The following is a 20,782-nucleotide window of genomic DNA, read 5'->3' as shown; positions in this document are numbered from 1 at the left end:
GGCCGCACTCGATCCCACGATCCGGCCGGAATCCCGGTCGCGACCTGCGACAAGGCGTACGGAAAGCCGAAAACCGGCGAGAAAACTGGCACCAACCGCCCGGCGTGTCGTGCACGAATGTTCACGATCAACCACTCGTGGGCGACCGAGAATGGGCCCGTGGAGACGACCCGACCGATTCCGGTTCTGCTAGCGCTGTTCGTCGTCGCCACCGCGGCCGGGTGCGGCGGCGGTGCACCCGAACCGGCGGCCGTGGCCTCACCGGCGGTGACCACCGGGCCGCCGGCGAGCCCCCGATCCGCGCTGGCCGCGCGCGCCGCGGCCGCGGAGGACAACTCGGTCGTCGCCACGTACACGCTCACCGGGGGCGGCGGCGCGCCGCGCGCGGTGATCGTCACGTTCGCGACGGACCGCAGCTGGCGGGTGGACATCGCGGGCGGTGCGATGGGCGGCCTGGCGGACGTGTCGGTGGCGGTCAACGGCGACGGCCTGTTCCAGTGCGCGCTGCCGTCGGAGACCCGGCCGGTATCGCCGGTCTGCATCCGGATCACCGACCCGGACGGCGCGCTGCCGAAGCACATCGACCCGCGCGTGCAGCACGCGTTCACGGACTGGCGCGCGGTGCTGACCGACCGGGAGGCGCCGCTGTCCGTCTCGCTGGCGAAGCCGGTCGCCGACGGCGTCGCCGGCCAGTGCTACGCGGTCGAGTCGACCTACGCCTCGCTGGACGCGCCGCTCGACACCGGCATCTACTGCTACAACGATGTCGGCGTGCTGACCGGCGCGAAGCTCAGCTTCGGGACGCTGGCGCTGACCCAGGCGCCGGTGACCGGGCCGGGCACGATCACGCTGCCCGGGCCGGTGACGACGGGCCCGGCGCTCGGCATGGCGACACCCCCACCCCAGACCTCGACCCCATCAGCGGGTACGCCGGTGGACGGATAACGGGCACGCCGGCAGTCGGTCTTGACAGGTGGGCACGCATTCGCCAGTGCGGAGTGGATCACGTAGGGTGGACTTCGTCATGTGGCAGCAGGGTCTCCTCCTTCGCCGCCGCGACGAGGCCCCATTCCAGGCCGGCACCTCGTCGCGGTGATCTAGCGCGCGCCACGACCACAGCTCGCAAGCGCCCGCCCGTCGGCCCCGGCCTCCGGTCTCTGCCGGAGATGCCGTCCGCCCAGACCTCTTCCACGGGAGCTTGAGACCACCATGAGTACGCACAGTGACCCCATCGCCACCCAGCAGCCCAGCAGCATGCCGTTCACGCGGTACCGGCCGTTTCACGAACAGTTCGCGATCGACCTGCCGGACCGGCAGTGGCCGGCCCGCCGCGTCGAGACCGCGCCGCGCTGGTCCGCGGTCGACCTGCGGGACGGCAACCAGGCGCTGATCGACCCGATGTCGCCGGAGCGCAAGCGCCGGATGTTCCAGCTGCTGGTCCAGATGGGCTACAAGGAGATCGAGGTCGGCTTCCCGGCCGCGTCGCAGACCGACTTCGACTTCGTCCGGCAGCTGATCGAGCAGGACCTGATCCCGGACGACGTGACCATCCAGGTGCTGACCCAGTGCCGGGAGCACCTGATCGACCGGACGTATCAGTCGCTGCGCGGCGCGAAGCGGGCGATCGTGCACTTCTACAACTCGACGTCCACGCTGCAACGGCGCGTGGTGTTCGGCCTGGACAGGGACGGCATCACCGACATCGCGACCAGCGGCGCGCGGCTCTGCCAGAAGTACGCGGAGATCCACACGCCGGACACCGAGATCTACTACGAGTACTCGCCGGAGTCCTACACCGGCACCGAACTGGACTACGCGCTGGAGATCTGCTCCGCGGTGATCGACGTGATCGACCCGACGCCGGACCGGAAGCTGATCATCAACCTGCCGGCCACGGTCGAGATGGCCACGCCGAACGTCTACGCCGACTCGATCGAGTGGATGCACCGGCACCTGCCGCGCCGTGACTCGCTCGTGCTGTCGCTGCACCCGCACAACGACCGGGGCACCGCGGTCGCGGCCGCCGAGCTGGGCCTGCTGGCCGGCGCGGACCGGATCGAGGGCTGCCTGTTCGGCAACGGCGAGCGGACCGGCAACGTCGACCTGGTCACGCTGGGGCTGAACCTGTTCTCCCAGGGCATCGACCCGCAGATCGACTTCTCCCAGATCGACGAGATCAAGCGGACCGTCGAATACTGCAACCAGCTGCCGGTGCACGAGCGCCACCCGTACGCGGGCGATCTGGTCTACACCGCGTTCTCCGGCTCGCACCAGGACGCGATCAAGAAGGGCTTCGACGCGCTGGCCGAGGACGCGTCCTCGGCGGGCACCGACATCGACGAATTCGAGTGGGCCGTGCCCTACCTGCCGATCGACCCGAAGGACGTGGGCCGCTCGTACGAGGCGGTCATCCGGGTCAACTCGCAGTCCGGCAAGGGCGGCGTGGCGTACATCATGAAGGAGGAGCACAAGTTCGACCTGCCGCGGCGGCTGCAGATCGAGTTCTCCGGCGTGGTGCAGTCGGTCACGGACGGCGAGGGTGGCGAGGTCGGCACGCAGCGGATGTTCGAGATCTTCGCGCGGTCCTACCTGGTCGAGCACCAGGTGACGCCGCGCCTGGCGCTGGAGCGCTACTCCACCGCGAGCGTGGACGGCAAGGTCGAGATCGAGGCCGAGGTGCACTACCAGGGCAACCGCCGGCCGCTGGCCGCTGTCGGGAACGGCCCGATCGACGCGTACGTGCAGGCGCTGCAGGCACTGGGCATCCGGGTCCGGGTGCTGGACTACGCGGAGCACGCGCTGGCCGCCGGCGAGAACGCCCAGGCCGCCGCGTACGTGGAGTGCGAGATCAACGAGGTCGTGTACTGGGGCGTCGGGCTGGACGCGAACATCGTCACCGCCTCGATCAAGGCCGTGACCAGCGCGGTCAACCGGGCACGCTGATCATCCGGTAGAGGGCCGGTGCACCCGGCCCTCTACCGCTCAGAGCGCGCTACCGGCCTTGAAGTCCTGCCAGGACATGTTCCACGCGGTCCAGCCGTCGCCGGCCGGCAGCGTCTTCTCGGTTCCCTTGATCACCACGGGATCGCCGACCCGGGTCCACTCGAAGATCCATTTGCCACCGCTGTCGGAGACGTTCACGCAGCCGTGCGAGACGTTCCGCCGGCCCTGGTCCGCGTCCGACCACGGCGCCGCGTGGATGAACTGCCCGCTCCAGGTGAGCCGCTCCGCAAACTGCACGTCCGTGCGGTAGCCGTCCGCGGACGAGGCCGGCACGCCGTACGTCGATGAGTCGAATGTGGTCTTCTCCAGGCGCTCGATGATCACCATGGTGCCGGAGAAGGACGGTGCGGACGTCTTGCCCAGGCTCACCGGATAGGTCTGCAGCGTCTTGCCGTCCTCGACCGCGGTCATCCTCTTGGTCGCGTTGTCCACCTGGATCTCGCGCCGCTTGGTGTCGATCGACGCGGTCAGGTCGACGTCGACCTTGCCGTACCGGCCGTCGCCGACCGGCAGTCCGCCGAGCCCGAGCCGGATGGTCAGCTTCGTGCCCGGCTGCCAGTACCTCTCCGGCCGGTACTCGACCTGGATGTCGCTGTCCCAGTGCCAGACGCCCTCCTGCGGCGGGTCGCTCCGCACGAACAGACGCCGCTCGACCGCGGCCCGGTCCGCCTCCTTCACGCCGCCCTGCCCGAACTCGACCACGATCGGCATGGCCTGCCCGTAGGTCTTGCCCTCGGCCATGAAGATCTGCGCGTCCATCCGGTTCCCCGGCCGGGACATCGTGGTGAACGTGCTGGTGGAGGCGCGGTCCCCGGCGGTCGCGTGCACGGTGTACGTGGTGTCGTAGCTGAGTGGGTCGGCCGGCACCCAGGTGCTGAGGTCCGCGCGCAGCTCGCCCTCGACCGTCGCGCCCGCGCCGTCGGTGAGCGTGACCTGGGTCAGCGCGCCACCGTCCTTGAGGCCGATCTCCGCGGAGACCGGCACGTTCGTCTCGCTGTCCGCCGGCGTGACCGCCAGCGGTGCCGCGCTGCTCGGCGCCGCCGCCGAACCGCCGCCCGGCGCCGCCGAGTCGTCATCCCCGCAGGCCACGAGCCCCAGGGCAAGCGCCGGGACCATGGCCAGGCTCAGTGCTCGGGTTACCAGTCGCATTCGTCCATCCTGCGACGACTGTCCGGCTCCCGCCACCCGATCCGCGGGACGGGGCCCGCGGCATCGCGAGCCCCGTCGACGAGATCAGCTCAGGGTGCAGCTGACCTGTGGCAGTCCGGTGCCGTTGGCGACGAAGCCGAACGTGGTGCTGCCCTCCGGCGCTATCGCGCCGTTCCAGTTCACGTTGCGGACCGTGACGGAGCTGCCGCTGCCGCTCATGGTGCCGTTCCACAGACTGCTGATCGTGTACGTACCGGGCAGCGTCAACGTGGCGGTCCAGCCGCCCGACGTGGCCGTGTTGTGGTTCATGACCTCCACCTGGCCCTGCATTCCGCCGTTCCACGCGCTGACCACGCTGTAGATCGCCATGCAGCCGTTGCCCGGGTGACCGGTGGTCGGCGGCGGCGTGGTCGGGGCGGGAGTGGTCGGGCCGGGAGTGGTCGGGCGCGGGGTGGGCGAGCTGGTCGCGGTCGGCGTCGGGGTCGGCGTGCCGGTGCCGCCGCCCTTCAGGCCGGTGACCTCGCCGTTGCCGCCGTCGAAGACCACGTCGGAGCAGCCGTAGAACGTCTCCTGGCTGTCCGAGCGCGACCACACCGAGTAGATGATGTGGCGCCCGCTCTTACCGGACGGCAGGTTGCCCGACCAGTAGTAGTGTCCGTCGTTCGAGCCGACCGGCCCGTTCTGCGGCGGGTTCGTCACCTGCAGGAACGGCGTGTCCGCCAGGTCGTCCCAGGCGAGCGGCTGATTCGGGTCCCAGCCGTCGTTAGTGATGTACATGCTGAACGTGCCCGGGTGGTGCGCCCAGTTGCTGTACTTCCAGCTCAAGGCCGCGCCCGAGGTCAGGTGGGTGAGCGGCCAGTCGCCGGGCACGTTGAACCCGGTGAAGTTCGTGTTGCCGCCGGAGCAGAGCTGGCCGTCCGGAATGAACCCCTCCATCCGGCCGGCGCCGTCGGAGCGCAGCACGGAGAACCAGTTGTAGAGCACGTTCGTACCACTGATGTTGGTCGCGGCACGGCAGGCGGAGTTCTGCGGGATGATCTGGCCGGTCGAGTCGAGCCCGTCCTGCCAGCACAGGTAGGTGCGGGACCCCGGCTTCATCATCGCCCCGTGCGCCTGCGCCGCGGACGGCGGACTGATCACGGTGACGAGCCCGACGGCCAGCATGGAGGCGGCGAGGTAGGCGACCGCCCTGCGTCGAAGATTCACGATGTGGCTTCCTTCTCACGGTGGTGCACAGGTGGTGGGAAGCGCAGCTCCGGCTCGGGACGCGTCAGCCCCCGCGTCGCCACCGCCATTCTCACAAATCAATAGGCAAACCTCAATCTTCGAGCGGGATTGAACCAAACCGGGGTCGCCATCCGAACTACCCGTCATGAGGTGCTGGCTCGGCAAGTCCCTGGCAGGTGCGGCCCTCGCCCTCGCGGCGGGAGCGCTCGCACTCCCCACGCCCGCGTCCGCGGACGTGACGGTCGACCCGGACGTGAGCGTCCAGGGCGGCGCTCCCCGGCTGACCTTCACGGTGACGAACGGCAGCCCGAAGGCCACGCTCGACGAGGTCGTGCTGACCATGCCCGACTCGATGCCGATCGCGGAGACGTACCCGCTGTCGATCGACGACTGGGCACCCCGGATCAACTGGAAGAAGCTGGACACCCCGCTGCAGGGCGTGCACAGCAGCAAGGTCACCGAGGCCGTGTCGGACATCACCTGGTTCGCCATGCCCGGCAAGGGCACTAAGCCGGGCCAGTCCGCGGAGCTGCTGGTCACGCTGGGTCCGCTGCCCGTCGCCGAGCAGGTGGTCTTCACGATCACCGAGAAGTACGACGACGGCACCACCGTGGTCAACGACGTGGTGCCCGCGGCCGGTGCGGACGCGCCGAACGCCGCAGCCGTGCTGCGGCTCATCCCGGACACGATCAGCGACTCGAACGGCGGGCACCACGGCGGCGCCGCGACCGAGACGCAGAACGTCGCGTCCGTCACGGACACGGACTCGAACGCCGGGCTCTGGGTCGGGATCGTCGGCCTGCTCGCCGGACTGTGCGGCGGCGGCGCGATCATGTGGTTCGTCTCGCGCCGGAAGCCGGCGTCCGCACCCGCGGAGGCCGTCGCCGCCGAGAAGCCGGCCGCACCGGAGAAGACGGCTCAGCCGGACTCCGTCTGGCGCTACCGCGGCGACGACGACACGGCCGACGCGGCCACGGCCGACGCCGCCACCTCGGCCGGCGAAGCGACCACCTCGGCCTCGGCGGAGACCGCTCCAGGCGCAGCGGGAGAGACCACGCCCAAGGTCCGGGCGGCGGCCGGAAAGACGTCCTGATCGGTTCGACAGGGCTGACGTGGCCGTGCTCCCCTCGGAGCGCGGCCACGCTTGTCTCACCTGCTCAGCAGCTCACGCAGCTCCTTGACCACCACGGCCGGCGCCTCCTCCGCCATGAAGTGCCCGCACGAGACCGTCCGGTGCGCGAGATCCACCGCCCAGCGCTCCCACAGCGTGACTGCGTCGAAGCCCAGCGCCGCGCCCCAGTCCTGCTGCAGCACGGTCACCGGCATCGTCAGCCGGTTGCCCGCGTCCAGGTCCGCCCGGTCGTGCGCGATGTCGATACCGGCCGACGCCCGGTAGTCCGCCACGATCGACGGCACCGCCTCCCGCGACGCACGCAGGTACTCCGCGCGGACCGGCGCCGGGATCGCGTCCGGGTCGTTGTTCCACAGGTCCAGGAAGTAGCCGAAGAAGTCGTCCGCGGTCGCCGAGATCATCTTCTCCGGCAGGCCCGGCGGCTGCGCCATCAGGAACAGATGGAAGCCGACCGCGGCCGGCGCGCCGCGCAGTACCTCCCACGAGTCCAGCGTGGGCAGCACGTCCAGCGAGGCCAGGTGCGTGATCGCCCGCGGGTGGTCGAGGCCGGCCCGGATCGCCACCAGCGCGCCCCGGTCGTGGCCGGCCAGCGCGAAGCGTGCGTGCCCGAACGCACCGGCCAGCGCCACCACGTCCACCGCCATGGTCCGCTTCGCGTAGACGTCCGGCCCGGTCTCGGCCGGCTTGTCGCTGTCACCGTACCCACGCAGGTCCGGCACGATCACGGTGTGGTCGGCGGCCAGGTCCGCGGCCACGTGCCGCCACATCAGGTGCGTCTGCGGGAAGCCGTGCAGGAGCACGATCGGGCTGCCCGACCCGCCGACCGCGACGTTGAGCGCCACCCCGTCCGCCACGGTCACCCGCTGGTACTCGAAGCCGTTGATCTTCATGTGGTGCCACTCCCATCCGGTTGCCTGACCCGAACGATGCGCGCGGCGGATGAGCAACGGATCAGCACCGGACAAGTGCCACGAGCCTGTGTCGACGTGGGAGACGGGCTGCGGCGAGGCCCTCACGTCGACACAGGCTCTAGATTGAGCGTGTGACGGTGACGTTCGGCGTGCTCGGCCCGCTCACGGCCGAGTTCGGCGACGGCGGTCCGGTCGTGCTGCGCGGCAACCGGCAGCGCGCGGTCCTGGCCCGGCTGCTGGTCGCGCACGGCCGCGTCGTGCCCGTGGACACGCTCGTCGACGACCTCTGGCCGGACGATCCGCCGGACCGCGCGGTCGCCTCGATCCGCACGTTCGTCGCGGACCTGCGCCGCGCGCTCGAACCGGACCGGCCACCCCGCCGCCCGCCGGAACTGCTGGTCACCGCGCCACCCGGCTATGCACTGCACGCCACCTCGATCGACGCGAGCCGGTTCGCCGACGCGGTGCACGCGGCCGGCCTTCCGCCCGACGCCGCGCTGACCCGCCTGGACGACGCGCTGGCGCTGTGGCGCGGACCCGCCTACGGCGAGTTCGCGGCCGAGGGCTGGGCGCGCGCGGAGATCGACCACCTGGACGAGCTGCGCGCGCTGGCCGTGGAGCGCCGCGCGACCGCGCTGCTCGACCTCTCCCGCCCCGCCGACGCCGTGCCCTCGCTGCTCGCCCACACCGCCGCCGCCCCGCTCCGCGAGGAGGCCTGGCACCTGCTGGCGACCGCGCTCTACCGCACCGGCCGCCAGGGCGACGCGCTCGCCGCGCTCCGCACCGCCCGCGAGACGCTCGCCGACCAGCTCGGCGTCGATCCCGGCCCGCGCCTGCGCGCGCTCGAGTCCGCCATCCTGACCCAGGATCCAAACCTTTCGAGGGTACGGCCGACCGCGCGCATCGTCCCCACAGACACTTCCCGGAGAGCGCCGTCAGACCTCGCCGTCCCGGTGACGCCGCGCTCCGCGCGCTTCGGCAACCAGCCGCTCTCCCCGGACCGCCCCACCGGCCGCATCGCGGAGTTCGCCGGCCGGACCGCTGAACCGGCCGGCCGTGCCCCGGAGTTCGTCGGCCGCGCCGAGGAGAGGGCACAGCTGGCAGCCGTGGCCCGCACCGCGACCCTGCGGCAGCGGCCGGCGCTGGCGCTCATCTCCGGTGACGCCGGTGCCGGCAAGACCGCGCTCGCCGAATCGCTGGTCACGGACCTCTCCGCGGCCGGCTGGACCACCGTCTGGGGCCGGTGCCCCGAATACGAGGGCGCGCCCGTCGCCTGGCCCTGGCTCCAGATCAGCGACACCCTGTCCGGCGGCGGCGAGGCGGCCCGTGGCGGACCCGACGGCCACGAAACAGCCAATGGCGACGTCAGCAGCGCCGCCGGCAGCAGCGGCAGCGGCAGCGGCAGCGGGTCGGAGGATCCCGCGGCGGCGCGGTTTCGGCTGCGGCGGGTCATGGCGGGGCTGATCGAGGGCGCGGCGGAGCGTGCGCCGGTGCTGATCGTGCTGGACGACCTGCACTGGGCGGATGAGGGCACACTCGACCTGCTGGCCGGGCTGCTCGCCGGGCCGGAGGCGGCCGCCGGACCGGTGCTGATCGTCGGCACGTACCGGACGACGGAGATCACGCCGGACCTGGCCGTCGCGCTGGCCCGTCTCGCCCGCGTCGAGCCGGTCCGCGTCTACCTGGGTGGGCTGCCCGCCGACGCGATCGGCGACCTGGCCGCCGCCGTCACCGGGCACGACCTCGCGCCGGACGTGGTGGAGCGGCTGCATCGGCGTACCGGCGGGAATCCGTTCTTCGCCCGGGAACTGGCCCGGGTGCTGGCCGCGGAGGGCGTGGACGCGCTGGACGGCGTGCCCGCCGGCGTGCGCGACGTGCTCCGGCACCGGCTCACCCGGCTGCCCGAGTCCGCGCGCGAGCTGCTGCGCCGCGCCGCCGTGCTCGGCCGCGACATCGACCCGGACCTGCTCGCCGCACTGTCCGATCTGGACGACGACGCGCTGCTGGACGCGCTCGACCTGGCGGTCGCGGCCGGCCTGCTGACCGAGTCGGCCGGGCGGCTGCGGTTCACCCACATCCTGGTCCGGGACACGCTCTACGGCGACCTGTCCGCGCTGCGCCGATCCCGCTGGCATGCCGCGGCCGGCACCGCGCTGGAACGACTGCGCCCGGACGACCCGGCCCCGCTGGCACACCACTTCTCGCTGGCCGGTGCCGGGCACGCGCCGCATGCCGCCCGGCACGCTCGGGCCGCGGCCGAGCAGGCGGAGCGCCGCGGCAACCCGCACGAGGCGGCCCGCATGTGGCAGCGCGCCCTGGACGCCCACGACCTGATCACCGGCGCCCACACTCTCGCCACGCGAGCCGCCGAAAACGCCCGAGCCGCCGGCGACGCGGGAGCCGCCGACGACACCCGGGCCACGGACGCGCGGGCCACGGATGCGCAGGTCACGGGCGCGCGGGCCGCAGACGCGCGGGAGCGGCTGTCGGCGGTGATGGGGCTGGGGCGGGCGCTGGCGGTGGTCGGGCGGCTGGCGGAGGCGCGACGGCATCGGGCGGACGCGATCGACGCGGCGGAGGCACTCGGCGACCCGGTGGCCGCGGCGATCGCGGTGACCTCGTTCAACGTACCGGCGGTGTGGCCGCGCAACGACGACGAGGAGCTGTCCGCGCGGATCGTGGCCGCGGCCGAACGGACGCTCGCGGCGCTGGACCGCGCGGAGCGCGCCGGACCCGGTACGGGCAGCCCCGACGGCACGACCCGGCAAGTGTCTGCGACGCGGATGCAGGCGGCCGGCCGTACCGCTGATGGATCTCTTGAATTGTCCGCCGAAGGCGGGGTCCGGCTGCGAAGCCGGCTGCTCAGCACGATCGCGCTCGAACTGCGCGGCGACACCGGCACCCGCGGCGAGACCGCGGCGCGCGAGGCGGAACGGCTGGCCCGTGCGTCCGGCGAGCCTGATCTGCTGGCCTTCGCACTGAACGCCCGGTTCATCCACTGCTTCGGCCGGGCCGGACTGTCCGCCGAGCGGGCCGCGATCGGCGCGGAGCTGGTCGCGCTGGCCGCACGCCACCGGCTGGTCACGTTCGAGGTGCTCGGCCACCTCATCCTGCTCCAGTCCTCGTGCGCCCGCGGCGACCTCCCCGCCGCCGACCGGCACGCCGCCGACGCGGACCGGCTGGCCGCCCGCTACGAGCTGCCCGTGGTAGGCGTCTTCACCGGCTGGTACGCCGGCCTCCGCCACGCGCTGCACGACGATCTTGTCGCCGCGGAAGCCGCATATCGGGCCGCCGCCGCGCGGATGACCGGCAGCGGCATGCCCGGCGTCGAGGACGGCCTGCTCCCGCTGGCCCTGCTGTCCCTCGACCCAGGCTCCGATGTGGACGACGCCGGCCCCTACGAGCCCTGGGTCCGCCCGCTCCGCCTGATCGCCCGGGGCGACCGGGAGGCCGCGGCCGCCGCGCTGCACGACGTGCCGGAATCCCCCCGCGACCTGCTGATGGAGGCTCGGCTCTGGCTGCTCGCACACGCCGCGGCCGAGCTGGGCGACACCGCCGTGCACGCGCACGCGCACGCGGCGCTGCGCCCGGCCGACGGCGAACTGGCCGGCGGCGCCAGCGGAATCCTCAGCTTCGGCCGGATTTCGCAGCCCGGTTGAGTACGTGACCGCTCAGGCCGCCGGTTGCAGCTGCCAGCGGGCCTCGATCCAGCGGCGTTCGCCCTCGGTGTGTGCGGTGATCTCGACGCCCTTGCGGGGGGCGACCGGCGAGTCGGGCATGTCGCCGATGACGCTCACGACGACCTCGTCGCCGGAGCCGACCACGGTGACGCGGGCCCAGGTGGCGGCGTTGCTGAGCGCCTCGATCGGTGCCTCGGAGAGCGCGCGGCAGGTCTCCACGGTCAGGTCGGGGACGTGACCGACGCGGACCAGCGAGACCTCGACACCGCGGCGTTCGGCGACGTCGGCGCCGGCGCGGAGGCCGTGCAGCAGCGGATCGGGCACGTCGTCGGTCTCGGCGAGCAGGCGGCGGAGGCGGGCCGCGCCGGCCCGGCAGCGCTGCTGGACCCGCGGGTCGCGCGGGTCGGCGCCGTCGGCCAGCTCGATGAGCAACTCGCGGATGTCCTCGCGGATGTCCTGGTAGCGGGCGACGCGGGCCGCGTGCACGGCCTCCGCGACCGCGCGACGGTCCGCGACCTCGGCACGCGCGACCGCGCTCCGCGTGACGGACGCGGCGATCGCGCGGACGCCGCCGGCCGTGAACGCGAAGCCGAGCTGCAGCGCCGCGCTGCCGATCACCACCATGCCGAGCCGGGCCAGCGTGACCCGGTCGAGCTGGTCGGCGATGGCCAGCCCGGTCACCACGATCGCGGTGTTGGCCACCACGAACGCGACCAGGTGGGTGATCGGGCGCCGCCAGCAGATGATCACGCCGATCCAGCCGATCGAGCCCCACGCCCAGTCGAACGACTTGAGGATCTCCTCGGGTGGGCAGGCGGCCAGCACGACCGCGACCAGCAGCAGCGCGGCGACGGTCAGCGGCCAGAAGAGACGCGGGCGGGCCCGGCCGAAGATGTCGAGCGCGCCGACCGCGCCGATCACCAGGTACCCGATCCAGGCCACCGCCACCACCCACGGCCAGCGGTAGACGGACCAGCCGAGCACCGTCATCGTGCCGTCGTAGAGCAGGTGCCAGCAGAGCGGGATGGCCAGCGCGGCGATCGCGGTCCCGCGCAGGTAGCGGCGGGCGACCAGCATCGCGGTGCTCTCGATCACGGCCACCACCGCAGCGTGACCGTCGTGCCGGCGCCCGGCATCGAGTCCACGTCGGCCAGGCCGCCGACCATCTGCATCCGCCCGATGATCGCCTCACGCACGCCGTACCGGTGGAAGGGGGTGCTCTGTGGGTCGAAGCCGCGACCGCGGTCCCTGATCTCCACCTGGACCGCCCCGTTCTCGCTGGTCAGATTGATCCGCACGCGACCGGTGCCGGCGTGCCGCCGCACGTTGCTGACCGCCTCCGCGGTCGCGCCCGCGATCGCCTCCACGACCGGTGCCGGCACCTCGACCGGGGTCAGCGCGAGCGCCACGTCGAGATCGGCCTGCAACGCGATCTCCCGCAATCGATCATCAAGACCATTCGCGGGTACGTCCAGCGCCGGCGCGTCCGGGTCGGCGAGCCGGTCCAGCACCAGGATGTCCGCGGCCGCGCGCTGCCGCAGCTGCGCCGACGGCCCGGGGATACCGGCCGTCCCCACCATGGTCAGCGTGGACAGCACGGTGTCGTGCAGGTCGCGGCGCTGCACCCGCTCGTCCGCCCGGCGCGCCCGCTCGATCAGCTCGGCGCGCTGGTCGCGCAGCACCGCGGCCAGCTCCACATCCGCGTAACCGGCGGACTGGCGCAGCACCCGCATCAGCACCGCCATCGCGATGATCTGGATGACATGGATCAACGCGGAGATCACGCCGTCGTCCGCGGGCCGGATGCCGGCCAGGTGCGCGACGACCAGCACCAGCGACGCCGGGATCGCCCACCTCGTCGGCAGTCCCATGGCCGCGATCAGCAGCGTCATCGTGATCAGCCCGCCGATCCAGCTGGCCGCGCCGGGCAGCGCCGCCGGCACGGTCACGCTCTGCTGGATCAGGCACAGCCCGGACAGGAACGCGACGTCACCGGCGGCCAGCCACCAGGTCAGGCCGCGCACCCGGGCGATCGCCACGAACACCACGGACCAGACCAGGTTCGCCGCGAGCGCGCCGACCACGAGCGCGTTCGCCTCCGGTGCGGTCATCACGCCGGCGACGGTCGCGGCCAGCCCCACGAACCCCCGCAGGAGTACGGCGGAACGCATCGCGTACCGCAGGAGGGCCTGCTCGGCAGGGCGATCGCCGCCCGTCACGGCCGGTCGGTCCACTGTCTCCACGGGTCGTTCCGTCCGTTCCGGCCCGTCCGCGAGTGCGGTCGCCGGAAGCCGCTCGGTTCGCCATGCCATCGGCAGGCAGCGCCCCCTCCATCGGGTTTCGGCTATCGCGCCCCACCTTTCCACGCGCCCGTGCGCCGCGTCATCCCCCGCTCGCCCAGTAGTCCGTCACCCGGCGGTCACACCGCCGCGACCAGCTTGATCTCGACCAGCGACTCCGGAAACGGAGCCGCGGCGTACCGGCGGTCGCGTCGCGCCGAGGTCTAGACGGATACACCTCTCGGCGTCCGGACGGGGAGACCTAGCGTGTCCGCATGATCGCACCGGACCGCCGCGGTGCCGCGTACCGGCAGCTCGCCGGCGTCCTGCGCGATCGCATCGCGTGCGGGAACCTGCCTCCCGGCCGCCGCCTCCCCTCCGAGAAGGACCTGCACGACGAGTTCGGCCTGGCCCGGGAGACCGTCCGGCGCGCCCTCGCGGTCCTGCGTCACGAGGGCCTCATCGAGGTCCGCCACGGACACGGCACCTTCGTGGTCGAGGCACCCCCGACCGTCGAGCTGAACGCGGGCGACAGCGTGGCCTCCACCGCCGCCGTCACCGTCACGCGGGCATCCGGCCGGGTGGAGACCTATCCGGCCGGCACCCGGCTCACGGTCCCGGACCGATCCGGACGCCCACCCGTCGCCGCCGCCGTCATCGTCCGGGACGGACGGGTGCTCCTGATCCGCCGCCGGGTCGCGGAGGCCTCGCTCTCCTGGCAGTTCCCGGCCGGCGAGATCGAACACGGCGAGACTCCCGAACAGGCCGCGGCCCGCGAGGCCCGGGAGGAGACCGGCGTGACCGTCCGCCCGGCCCGGCTTCTCGGCCGCCGCACACACCCGGTCACCGGCCGAACGATGATCTACATCTCCTGCGACCCGATCAGCGGCACCGCCCACGCCGCCGACGAGGAGGAGGTGGCGGAGGTCGCCTGGTGCGATCACACCACCCTGGCCGCCCTCGTCCCACACCCGTTGTTCCCACCGGTACAGGACCACCTCGACGGCCTACTGAGCCGATAACCGAGACCAGCGATCTCCACACGAGAAACGCCCGGCCGCTGCTTTCGCAGCTGCCGGGCGTCTGCCCTGCTAGATGGCGGTGGTGAAGGGATTTGAACCCTTGGAGGGCGTAAACCCTCACACGCTTTCGAGGCGTGCTCCTTAGGCCGCTCGGACACACCACCGGTAGGTACGTTACCGGACGCCTTCGCACACCCGCGCGCGGGGGAGCCGCTTCCGTGATCAGGGGCGGAGGTGGCCTGGCATGATCGGCGGCATGAGTGTGCACATCGGCGCTGAGCCGGGTCAGATCGCCCCGCGGGTTCTCATGCCGGGGGATCCGCTGCGGGCCAAGTGGATCGCGGAGACGTTCCTGACGGATGCGACGTGCTACACGTCCGTGCGGGGGATGCTGGGGTTCACCGGCACGTACCGCGGGGTCGAGGTGTCGGTGCAGGGGTCCGGCATGGGCATGCCGTCCGCGACGATCTACGCCCACGAGCTGATCAATGAGTACGGCGTGAAGACGCTGATCCGGGTCGGCACGTGCGGAGCGCTGGCCGACGACCTGAACCTGCGGGACGTGATCGCGGTGAACGGCGCGTCGACGGACTCCAGCATGAACCGGCAGCGGTTCGACGGGCTGATCGACTACGCGCCGGTCGCGGACTTCGGTCTGCTCCGGACCGCGGTCGCCACGGCCGAGGAGCGGGACATCCCGGTGCGGGTCGGCCCGATCCTGGCGGCGGACCTGTTCTACACGGACCGGATGGACCTCTACGACCGTCTCGCCGACTACGGCGTGCTCGCGGTCGAGATGGAGTCGGCCGCGCTGTTCACCACGGCGGCCCGCTACCGCGCGAAGGCGCTGACCCTGCTGACCGTCAGCGACCACATCAAGCGCGGCGAGAAGACCACATCCCAGGAGCGCGAGCAGACGTTCTCCGCCATGGTCGAGATCGCCCTGGACACTGCCGTCACGGCCTGATCCGCCGCCCGGTCCAGGGCAACTCCCCGCGTCCTGGACCGGTGGCGTTCTAGAGCCTGTATCGACGTGAGAGACGGGCTGCGGCGTGGCCCGGGCGACGCCTGACCGCACGTCGGTCCGGCCCCACGTCGATACAAGCTCTAGTCGTCGAAGAAGTCGTGCAGGAGTGCGGCGCACTCCGTTTCCAGGACGCCGGCGTAGACCTCCGGGCGGTGGTTGAGCCGGCGGTCGCGGACGACGTCCCAGAGGGAGCCGGCCGCGCCGGTCTTCGGCTCCCACGCGCCGAAGACCACGGTCTCGACGCGGGCCAGGACGGCCGCGCCGGCGCACATCGTGCAGGGTTCGAGCGTGACCACCAGGGTGCAGCCGGTCAGGCGCCACTCGCCGACGATCTCGGCGGCGCGGCGCAGGGCCAGGATCTCGGCGTGGGCGGTCGGGTCGCCGGTCAGCTCGCGTTCGTTGCGGCCGGTCGCGATCTCGGCACCATCAGGACCGAAGATCACTGCCCCCACGGGTACGTCGTCGGCCGCACCGGCGGCCACCGACAGCGCCCGCCGCATCCACCGCTCGTGCCGTTCCCGCCGCGTCTCCACGCCAGCATTCTGCCCGGGAGCCGGCCGGCCCGGCCGCAGCGGGCCGGGCGGCCGGACCGGCACCCGGATCAGTGCCGGAGCGCGTGTTCCCGCAGCTCGTCCACGGCTTCCGCGCTACCGATGATGTGCTCGCACAGCTCGTGGGTGACGTCCGACGGGTGCACGCCTTCCCGCCCGCACATCACCAGCAGCTCGTGCGACGAGATCCCCAGGTCGGCGAGCAGGTCCGGGTCGCCGATCGGGTCGATCTCCGGCTCGTCCGGCGCGGCGGCGGTGGATGCGGAGCCCTCCTCGACGCCCTCGGTCACCGAGTCGATCTCACTGTGGATCTCGACCGCGGGCATCTCGATGTCGCTGAGCAGCAGCGCGCCCAGCCGGGACTCCTCGGCGAAGATCGAGTCGGAGCCGAAGACGCGTGGGTCCTCGCCCTCGTCGAGTCGCATGATCACCAGATATGAGTCGTCGGACTCGACGAAGAGCAGGCTGAGGTCGGCGTCATGGTCCACCTCGCGCAGGCGGTCGGCGATGTCCTCGGTGTCCGCGGCGCCGTTGAGCGCGAGGTCTGAAGCGGACCAACCACTCGGGCCCCGGACCAGGGCGGCAGCGAAGTACGACATTGGGTCCCCCCGAATACCAGCCGTCGATACGCGTGACGCTAGTCGGTGCAAGGGCCGCTTATAGGGCATTCCGGAAGCCTGCCGAGATGGGCAAAAAATGTTTACGACCGGTCGGTCTTTTTGTATGGTCGCAACCGTGACACGGGACGGACGACTCGCCCGGGGCGATCACACCCGGGCCGCGGTGCTTGACACCGCCGTGGCGCTGGCCACCCGGGACGGGCTGGACGGGCTGTCGCTCGCCCAGGTCGCGGACGAGCTGCGGCTCAGCAAGTCCGCGCTGTTCGCGCACTGGCGCCGCAAGGAGGAGTTGCAGCTCGCCACCATCGAGCGCGCCCGCGAGCAGTGGCTGGAGCGGGTGATCAGCCCGGCGTTGCGCGAGCCGCGTGGCGTGCGCCGGCTGTGGGCCCTGCATCGCCGTCGCATCGCGTTCTACGCGGACTCCGTACTCCCCGGTGGGTGTTTCTTCGCGAATGCGGAGTTCGAGTTCAACGCGCGCGCGGGCCCGGTCAAGGACCGGCTGGCCGAGATCCTCGCGGACTGGCTCGGGCTGCTCGAACGCCTGGCACGGGAGGCGATCGAGGCCGGCGAGCTGATCCCGGGCACCGATCCCGCGCTCCTGGCGTACGAGTCGGAGGCGCTCGGGCTGGCCGCGGTCATGCAGTCCCGGCTGATCGGCACGGACGCGGCCTACGAACTCGCCCTGCGGTCCATGCACGCCCGCCTGCGATCACTGAGCACCGACCCCGAAAAGATCAAGGAGCACATCGAATGACCGAAGAGTACGGTTTCGTCGCGCCTGCCACGGTCCACTTCGACGACCTGGACGCGCTCGGCGTGCTCCACAACGCGCGCTACGCCGTGCTGGTCGAGCGCGCGATCCTGGAGTGGTGGGACGCGCGCGGCTGGGCGTTCGCCGGCAGCGGGCCGACCAAGCCGGACGTGTTCAACGTGATCCGGGAGTACTCGGTCACGTTCCACGTGCCGATCGCCGGCACCGGCCGGATCGGCGTGCACTTCTGGCTGGAGAAACTCGGCACGACCAGCGCGGAGTACCGGTTCCGCTTCCTCTCCGAGGACGGCTCGGTCGTGCACGCGGAGGGCCGGCGGGTCAACGTCTGCCTCGACCCGGCCACCATGCGCCCGACCCCGTGGTCGGACGAGGCCCGGGTGGCCGGCAAGGAGATCACGAAAGCTTGATCACCAGAGTGGCCAGTCCGTGGTCTGCGCCCACCGGGTGGCCAGCACGTACGCCGCGATCGCCCAGGCCATGCCCACGCTGATCGCGATGCCGGCCGCGGCCCCCCGGTCTCCCGAACGGGCGAGCACGGCCGCGACCAGCCAGGCCACGCCGCCCGCGATCAGCGTCCACCACCCGTACCCGCTGATGCTCGTCGCCAGCAGCGGCAGGATCGCCATCCAGAACACGCCGCCGCCCAGCCCGGCCAGAAACCATGACGCCCGAACCGGGTGCGGCTCGCGGTAGGTCGGCCGGGGCGGCGCCGGCGGCGGATAGTCGCCCGCCTGGCCGAATCGGTGCGCCTCCCGGGCCGCCACTATCGCGGGCGGACCGGCGAAACGATCGTTGCCCGGCTCGAACGGCGGCGGTGCCGTGAAGGCCGGATCGCCGTAACCGGGCTGCTGCGCCACGCCGCCACGCTCCTGGATGCTCGCGGGAACCTGCCTCAAGAGCCTACTGGGGCGACGCGCCGTGGTGTTCATCTGCCAAGATGGCCCCCATGCAACGGGGAGAGAACCGCATCTCATCGATGGCCGGGGTCGCGATGACGCTGGCGGCGACGCTGATGGCCGGCGGGTGCGCCACCGGCCCGGAGCCGGCCACGCCGATCTGGCAGGCCGGTTCGCCCGGTTCGTCCGCGATCGCGCTGCCGCCGTCGCCGTCCGCATCGCCGTCTGCGTCACCCTCCGCGTCGGCTTCCGCATCACCGTCGCCGTCTCCGTCGAAGTCCGCGGTGCCGTCGCCCACGCCGTCGAAGACGAAGGCCGCGAGCTACACCTACGTGTTCCCGGTCCCGGGCAGCCCGGTGTCGTACCACCCGACGCACGCCACCAACCCGGCCACCGACATCTTCGCGAACTGCGGAAACCCGGTGCTGGCCGTCACCGACGGCACGATCGTCGAGATCAGCCGCAAGGACACGTTCGTCAAGGGCAAGCCGGACGGCCCGCTCAACGGCGGCTTCTTCGTCTCCCTGGTCGGCGACGACGGCGTGCGCTACTACGGCTCGCACATGTCCGTGGTCGACGGCGGCATCGAGCCGGGCGTCCGCGTCCGCGCCGGCCAGCGCCTCGGCAACGTCGGCAAGACCGGCAACGCCAACAACGTCTGCCACCTGCACTTCGGCATCTCCCCGCCGTGCGCAGAGGCCGGCGACTGGTGGATCCGCCGCGGCGCGCTCTGGCCCGCCCCCTACCTCGACTCCTGGCGCCAGCAGGGCAACAAGTCCCCGGCCGCCGCCTCCGCCGAATACATCCAGGCCAACGGCTGCCCCAAGGCCCCTTACTGACGGGCCGCCTTCCACGTAGCCCGGCGAGTCCTGCCCACCACGCCGAAGAGAATCCAGACCGGGATCTTCCCGCTTCCGGCGTGGTGCGGCCCGCATGCTCCCGCGGGCCAACCGCGCGGAGGCCTCCGACTCCGCTAGCGCTCCGCTCCGGCCGCCGCGGCGGAGCCGGTTCCGCCGCTGGTTCTGAAAAACCACACCGTCCGCGCGGCCACGCGTCCCGGCCTTGCGGGCCACCGACGCTACGCATCCGAAATCCGGCCGCCACGGCAGAGCCGGTTCCGCCGCTGGCTCCGAGAAACCACCTCGTCCGCGCGGCCACGTGCCCCCAGCCCTGTGTCCCCCGGCCCTGTAGATCACGGGCCGCCATGCGCGCGAAATTTCACGGAGCCCTGTCAGCCCCACTGGGCGAAGCGCTTGTGGCCCGCGCCGTTGATCGTGGTGAACGCGCCGCCGGCAGCGATCTTGCCGAGGGCGGGGCTGGTGGCCATGGCGAGGACGCCGAGGACGCCGTTGCCGTCGGCGGTCCAGGGTTCCAGGGAGCCGTCGGACGGGTCGGCGGCCGCGAGCTTGACCCGCTTGACCTGGCCGTCCTTGCAGCTGCCCTGGCTGCCGGTGGCGGTGCTGGCGCAGATGTTGTCGAAGTGGCCGCCGATGTAGAGCGTGCCGGTGAGCAGCGCGAGCGCCTGCGGGTTGCCGTCCATGGTCATGGTCCAGCGGGTGGTGCCGTCCAGCGCGTAGCCGGCGACCGTGCCACCCTGACCGCCGTGCGCGGCGTAGACGCCGGTCGGGGAGACCGCGATGCCGTACACGATGACCGTGGCCTTGGTCTTGAAGCCGGTGTCGAGCGCGCCGCCGGACGGGCTGAGTGCCGCGATGCGCGGAGAGCCGCCGATGCCGTTGATCTTTTTGAACCTGCCGCCGGCGTAGATCCGGCCGCCGCCGGACGCGAGCGCCTGCACCTGGTCGTCGGCCTTGGGCTGCCAGGCCGTGTCGAGTTTGCCGCTGCCGAGGCTGAACGCCGCGAGCATGCCGCGGCTCTCGCCGTCGACGTCGGTGATGTTGCCGCCGGCGTAGAGGCGGTTACCCTCGATGAGCAGCGCGTACGGCGCGCCGGTCATGGCGTGGTCGAGCATCGCGCTGACCGCGCCCGACGTGCCGTCCAGTTTGGCCAGACTGTCCCGCTTGGTCGCACCGATCTTGCCGAACGTGCCGCCGACGTAGACCGCGCCGCCGCCGGTCGCGATCGCGCGGACCGTGCCGTCCGCGGCCGGTGCCCAGTCGAGCAGCTTGCCGGTGCGCGCGTCGATCGCGGCCAGGCGGCTGCGCTTGACCTGCACGCCGTCGACGACCGCGGCCGTGAAGTCGCCGCCGACGTAGATCGTGTCGCCCGCGTACGCGGTGGCCCACACCGTGCCGTTGAAGCCGGGCGTGTGCTGCGGGGCGGACCCGATCGCGTGCGCGGGCGACCCGTTCGCCAGGACGCCGGCAGCGACGATCGTCACGATGATTCGGCGCATCATGTCCTTAAAAATCATTTCATAACGGTACGGGTGATAGCGCCCGCATCCGGCGAGCAAAAAGGGTGAAAAGCCGCAGAGCTTCGGTGGAGGGCGGGCCGGGCCGAACCGGTGAGCCGGAGCCGCTCGTCCGGCTCGCACCGTGTTGTGAAAAAGT

18 protein-coding genes and 1 tRNA gene are annotated in these 20,782 nt (G+C 72.1%); 9 read left to right on the top strand and 10 right to left on the bottom strand.

What is annotated here, in order from left to right; genetic code table 11:
* Nucleotides 1-159: 159 nt before the first annotated feature.
* Together J2S43_RS36080 and leuA are read left to right on the top strand one after the other, a co-directional pair.
* The gene (locus tag J2S43_RS36080) at nucleotides 160-945 is read left to right on the top strand and encodes a hypothetical protein (RefSeq protein WP_306836840.1); all 786 of its coding nucleotides are present in this window, start codon (nucleotides 160-162) and stop codon (nucleotides 943-945) included.
* A gap of 264 nt (nucleotides 946-1,209) precedes the next feature.
* Complete coding sequence (gene leuA, locus J2S43_RS36075) at nucleotides 1,210-2,943, top strand: 2-isopropylmalate synthase (protein WP_306836838.1); 1,734 nt, start codon at nucleotides 1,210-1,212, stop codon at nucleotides 2,941-2,943.
* Between the two features lie 39 nt (nucleotides 2,944-2,982).
* Here the strand turns inward: leuA and J2S43_RS36070 are convergent, their stop codons facing one another.
* Nucleotides 2,983-4,152, bottom strand: a complete 1,170-nt coding sequence (locus J2S43_RS36070; protein WP_306836836.1) for a L,D-transpeptidase — start codon at nucleotides 4,150-4,152, stop codon at nucleotides 2,983-2,985.
* Between the two features lie 84 nt (nucleotides 4,153-4,236).
* Nucleotides 4,237-5,358: a lytic polysaccharide monooxygenase gene (locus J2S43_RS36065; RefSeq protein WP_503125036.1), complete on the bottom strand. Its 1,122-nt coding sequence runs from the start codon at nucleotides 5,356-5,358 to the stop codon at nucleotides 4,237-4,239.
* Nucleotides 5,359-5,524: 166 nt separating this feature from the next.
* Between J2S43_RS36065 and J2S43_RS36060 the strand changes: the two genes are divergently transcribed.
* A complete protein-coding gene (locus J2S43_RS36060) occupies nucleotides 5,525-6,472 on the top strand; it encodes a DUF1775 domain-containing protein (protein ID WP_306836834.1) in 948 nt (315 codons plus the stop codon).
* A 56-nt stretch (nucleotides 6,473-6,528) separates the two neighbouring features.
* Here the strand turns inward: J2S43_RS36060 and J2S43_RS36055 are convergent, their stop codons facing one another.
* A complete protein-coding gene (locus J2S43_RS36055) occupies nucleotides 6,529-7,401 on the bottom strand; it encodes an alpha/beta fold hydrolase (RefSeq protein ID WP_306836832.1) in 873 nt (290 codons plus the stop codon).
* A gap of 152 nt (nucleotides 7,402-7,553) precedes the next feature.
* Here J2S43_RS36055 and J2S43_RS36050 point away from each other — a divergent pair, with 152 nt between their 5' ends.
* Nucleotides 7,554-11,081: an ATP-binding protein gene (locus J2S43_RS36050; RefSeq protein WP_306836830.1), complete on the top strand. Its 3,528-nt coding sequence runs from the start codon at nucleotides 7,554-7,556 to the stop codon at nucleotides 11,079-11,081.
* A gap of 12 nt (nucleotides 11,082-11,093) precedes the next feature.
* Here the strand turns inward: J2S43_RS36050 and J2S43_RS36045 are convergent, their stop codons facing one another.
* Both J2S43_RS36045 and J2S43_RS36040 read right to left on the bottom strand, forming a co-directional pair.
* Nucleotides 11,094-12,203 (bottom strand): hypothetical protein, encoded by a 1,110-nt coding sequence (locus J2S43_RS36045; protein ID WP_306836828.1) that lies wholly within the window; start codon nucleotides 12,201-12,203, stop codon nucleotides 11,094-11,096.
* The gene (locus J2S43_RS36040; RefSeq protein ID WP_306836826.1) at nucleotides 12,194-13,345 is read right to left on the bottom strand and encodes a sensor histidine kinase; all 1,152 of its coding nucleotides are present in this window, start codon (nucleotides 13,343-13,345) and stop codon (nucleotides 12,194-12,196) included. The genes J2S43_RS36045 and J2S43_RS36040 overlap by 10 nt, the downstream gene beginning before the upstream one ends.
* A gap of 311 nt (nucleotides 13,346-13,656) precedes the next feature.
* Here J2S43_RS36040 and J2S43_RS36035 point away from each other — a divergent pair, with 311 nt between their 5' ends.
* Entirely contained in the window at nucleotides 13,657-14,403 is a 747-nt protein-coding gene (locus tag J2S43_RS36035; protein ID WP_306836824.1) for an NUDIX domain-containing protein, read from the top strand.
* A 74-nt stretch (nucleotides 14,404-14,477) separates the two neighbouring features.
* On the opposite strand, the gene J2S43_RS36030 is transcribed toward J2S43_RS36035, so the two are convergent.
* A tRNA-Ser gene (locus J2S43_RS36030) sits at nucleotides 14,478-14,567 on the bottom strand.
* A 92-nt stretch (nucleotides 14,568-14,659) separates the two neighbouring features.
* On the opposite strand from J2S43_RS36030, the gene deoD reads away from it, so the two are divergent.
* Nucleotides 14,660-15,370, top strand: a complete 711-nt coding sequence (gene deoD, locus J2S43_RS36025) for a purine-nucleoside phosphorylase (protein ID WP_306836821.1) — start codon at nucleotides 14,660-14,662, stop codon at nucleotides 15,368-15,370.
* Between the two features lie 140 nt (nucleotides 15,371-15,510).
* On the opposite strand, the gene J2S43_RS36020 is transcribed toward deoD, so the two are convergent.
* Together J2S43_RS36020 and J2S43_RS36015 are read right to left on the bottom strand one after the other, a co-directional pair.
* Nucleotides 15,511-15,930, bottom strand: a complete 420-nt coding sequence (locus J2S43_RS36020) for a nucleoside deaminase (RefSeq protein ID WP_370881815.1) — start codon at nucleotides 15,928-15,930, stop codon at nucleotides 15,511-15,513.
* Nucleotides 15,931-16,031: 101 nt separating this feature from the next.
* Nucleotides 16,032-16,580: a tRNA adenosine deaminase-associated protein gene (locus tag J2S43_RS36015; protein WP_306836818.1), complete on the bottom strand. Its 549-nt coding sequence runs from the start codon at nucleotides 16,578-16,580 to the stop codon at nucleotides 16,032-16,034.
* A 136-nt stretch (nucleotides 16,581-16,716) separates the two neighbouring features.
* On the opposite strand from J2S43_RS36015, the gene J2S43_RS36010 reads away from it, so the two are divergent.
* A complete protein-coding gene (locus J2S43_RS36010; RefSeq protein ID WP_306836816.1) occupies nucleotides 16,717-17,355 on the top strand; it encodes a TetR/AcrR family transcriptional regulator in 639 nt (212 codons plus the stop codon).
* A complete protein-coding gene (locus J2S43_RS36005; protein WP_306836814.1) occupies nucleotides 17,352-17,780 on the top strand; it encodes an acyl-CoA thioesterase in 429 nt (142 codons plus the stop codon). The genes J2S43_RS36010 and J2S43_RS36005 overlap by 4 nt, the downstream gene beginning before the upstream one ends.
* Here the strand turns inward: J2S43_RS36005 and J2S43_RS36000 are convergent, their stop codons facing one another.
* On the bottom strand, nucleotides 17,781-18,140 hold the full coding sequence (locus J2S43_RS36000; protein WP_306839681.1) for a hypothetical protein: 360 nt from the start codon (nucleotides 18,138-18,140) through the stop codon (nucleotides 17,781-17,783). It abuts the gene before it with no gap.
* 179 nt (nucleotides 18,141-18,319) lie between these two features.
* Between J2S43_RS36000 and J2S43_RS35995 the strand changes: the two genes are divergently transcribed.
* Complete coding sequence (locus J2S43_RS35995; RefSeq protein ID WP_306836812.1) at nucleotides 18,320-19,108, top strand: M23 family metallopeptidase; 789 nt, start codon at nucleotides 18,320-18,322, stop codon at nucleotides 19,106-19,108.
* A gap of 392 nt (nucleotides 19,109-19,500) precedes the next feature.
* Here J2S43_RS35995 and J2S43_RS35990 read toward each other — a convergent pair whose 3' ends face one another.
* A complete protein-coding gene (locus tag J2S43_RS35990) occupies nucleotides 19,501-20,643 on the bottom strand; it encodes a hypothetical protein (protein ID WP_306836810.1) in 1,143 nt (380 codons plus the stop codon).
* Between the last annotated feature and the right edge of the window lie 139 nt (nucleotides 20,644-20,782).

The sequence above is a fragment of the Catenuloplanes nepalensis genome (assembly GCF_030811575.1).
GTDB classification, from domain to species: Bacteria; Actinomycetota; Actinomycetes; order Mycobacteriales; family Micromonosporaceae; genus Catenuloplanes; species Catenuloplanes nepalensis.
Note: the sequence above shows the minus strand (reverse complement) of the source record. Positions and strands in the feature narration are given on the sequence as shown.

What these genes read in the sequence shown, in the direction of transcription:
- J2S43_RS36020 (WP_370881815.1), bottom strand. Translation starts at nt 15,930, where the DNA reads ATGCGGCGGGCGCTGTCGGTGGCCGCCGGTGCGGCCGACGACGTACCC.
- J2S43_RS36055 (WP_306836832.1), bottom strand. Translation starts at nt 7,401, where the DNA reads ATGAAGATCAACGGCTTCGAGTACCAGCGGGTGACCGTGGCGGACGGG.
- J2S43_RS36015 (WP_306836818.1), bottom strand. Translation starts at nt 16,580, where the DNA reads ATGTCGTACTTCGCTGCCGCCCTGGTCCGGGGCCCGAGTGGTTGGTCC.
- J2S43_RS36070 (WP_306836836.1), bottom strand. Translation starts at nt 4,152, where the DNA reads ATGCGACTGGTAACCCGAGCACTGAGCCTGGCCATGGTCCCGGCGCTT.
- leuA (WP_306836838.1), top strand. Translation starts at nt 1,210, where the DNA reads ATGAGTACGCACAGTGACCCCATCGCCACCCAGCAGCCCAGCAGCATG.
- deoD (WP_306836821.1), top strand. Translation starts at nt 14,660, where the DNA reads ATGAGTGTGCACATCGGCGCTGAGCCGGGTCAGATCGCCCCGCGGGTT.
- J2S43_RS35990 (WP_306836810.1), bottom strand. Translation starts at nt 20,643, where the DNA reads ATGATTTTTAAGGACATGATGCGCCGAATCATCGTGACGATCGTCGCT.
- J2S43_RS36035 (WP_306836824.1), top strand. Translation starts at nt 13,657, where the DNA reads ATGATCGCACCGGACCGCCGCGGTGCCGCGTACCGGCAGCTCGCCGGC.
- J2S43_RS35995 (WP_306836812.1), top strand. Translation starts at nt 18,320, where the DNA reads ATGCAACGGGGAGAGAACCGCATCTCATCGATGGCCGGGGTCGCGATG.
- J2S43_RS36060 (WP_306836834.1), top strand. Translation starts at nt 5,525, where the DNA reads ATGAGGTGCTGGCTCGGCAAGTCCCTGGCAGGTGCGGCCCTCGCCCTC.
- J2S43_RS36005 (WP_306836814.1), top strand. Translation starts at nt 17,352, where the DNA reads ATGACCGAAGAGTACGGTTTCGTCGCGCCTGCCACGGTCCACTTCGAC.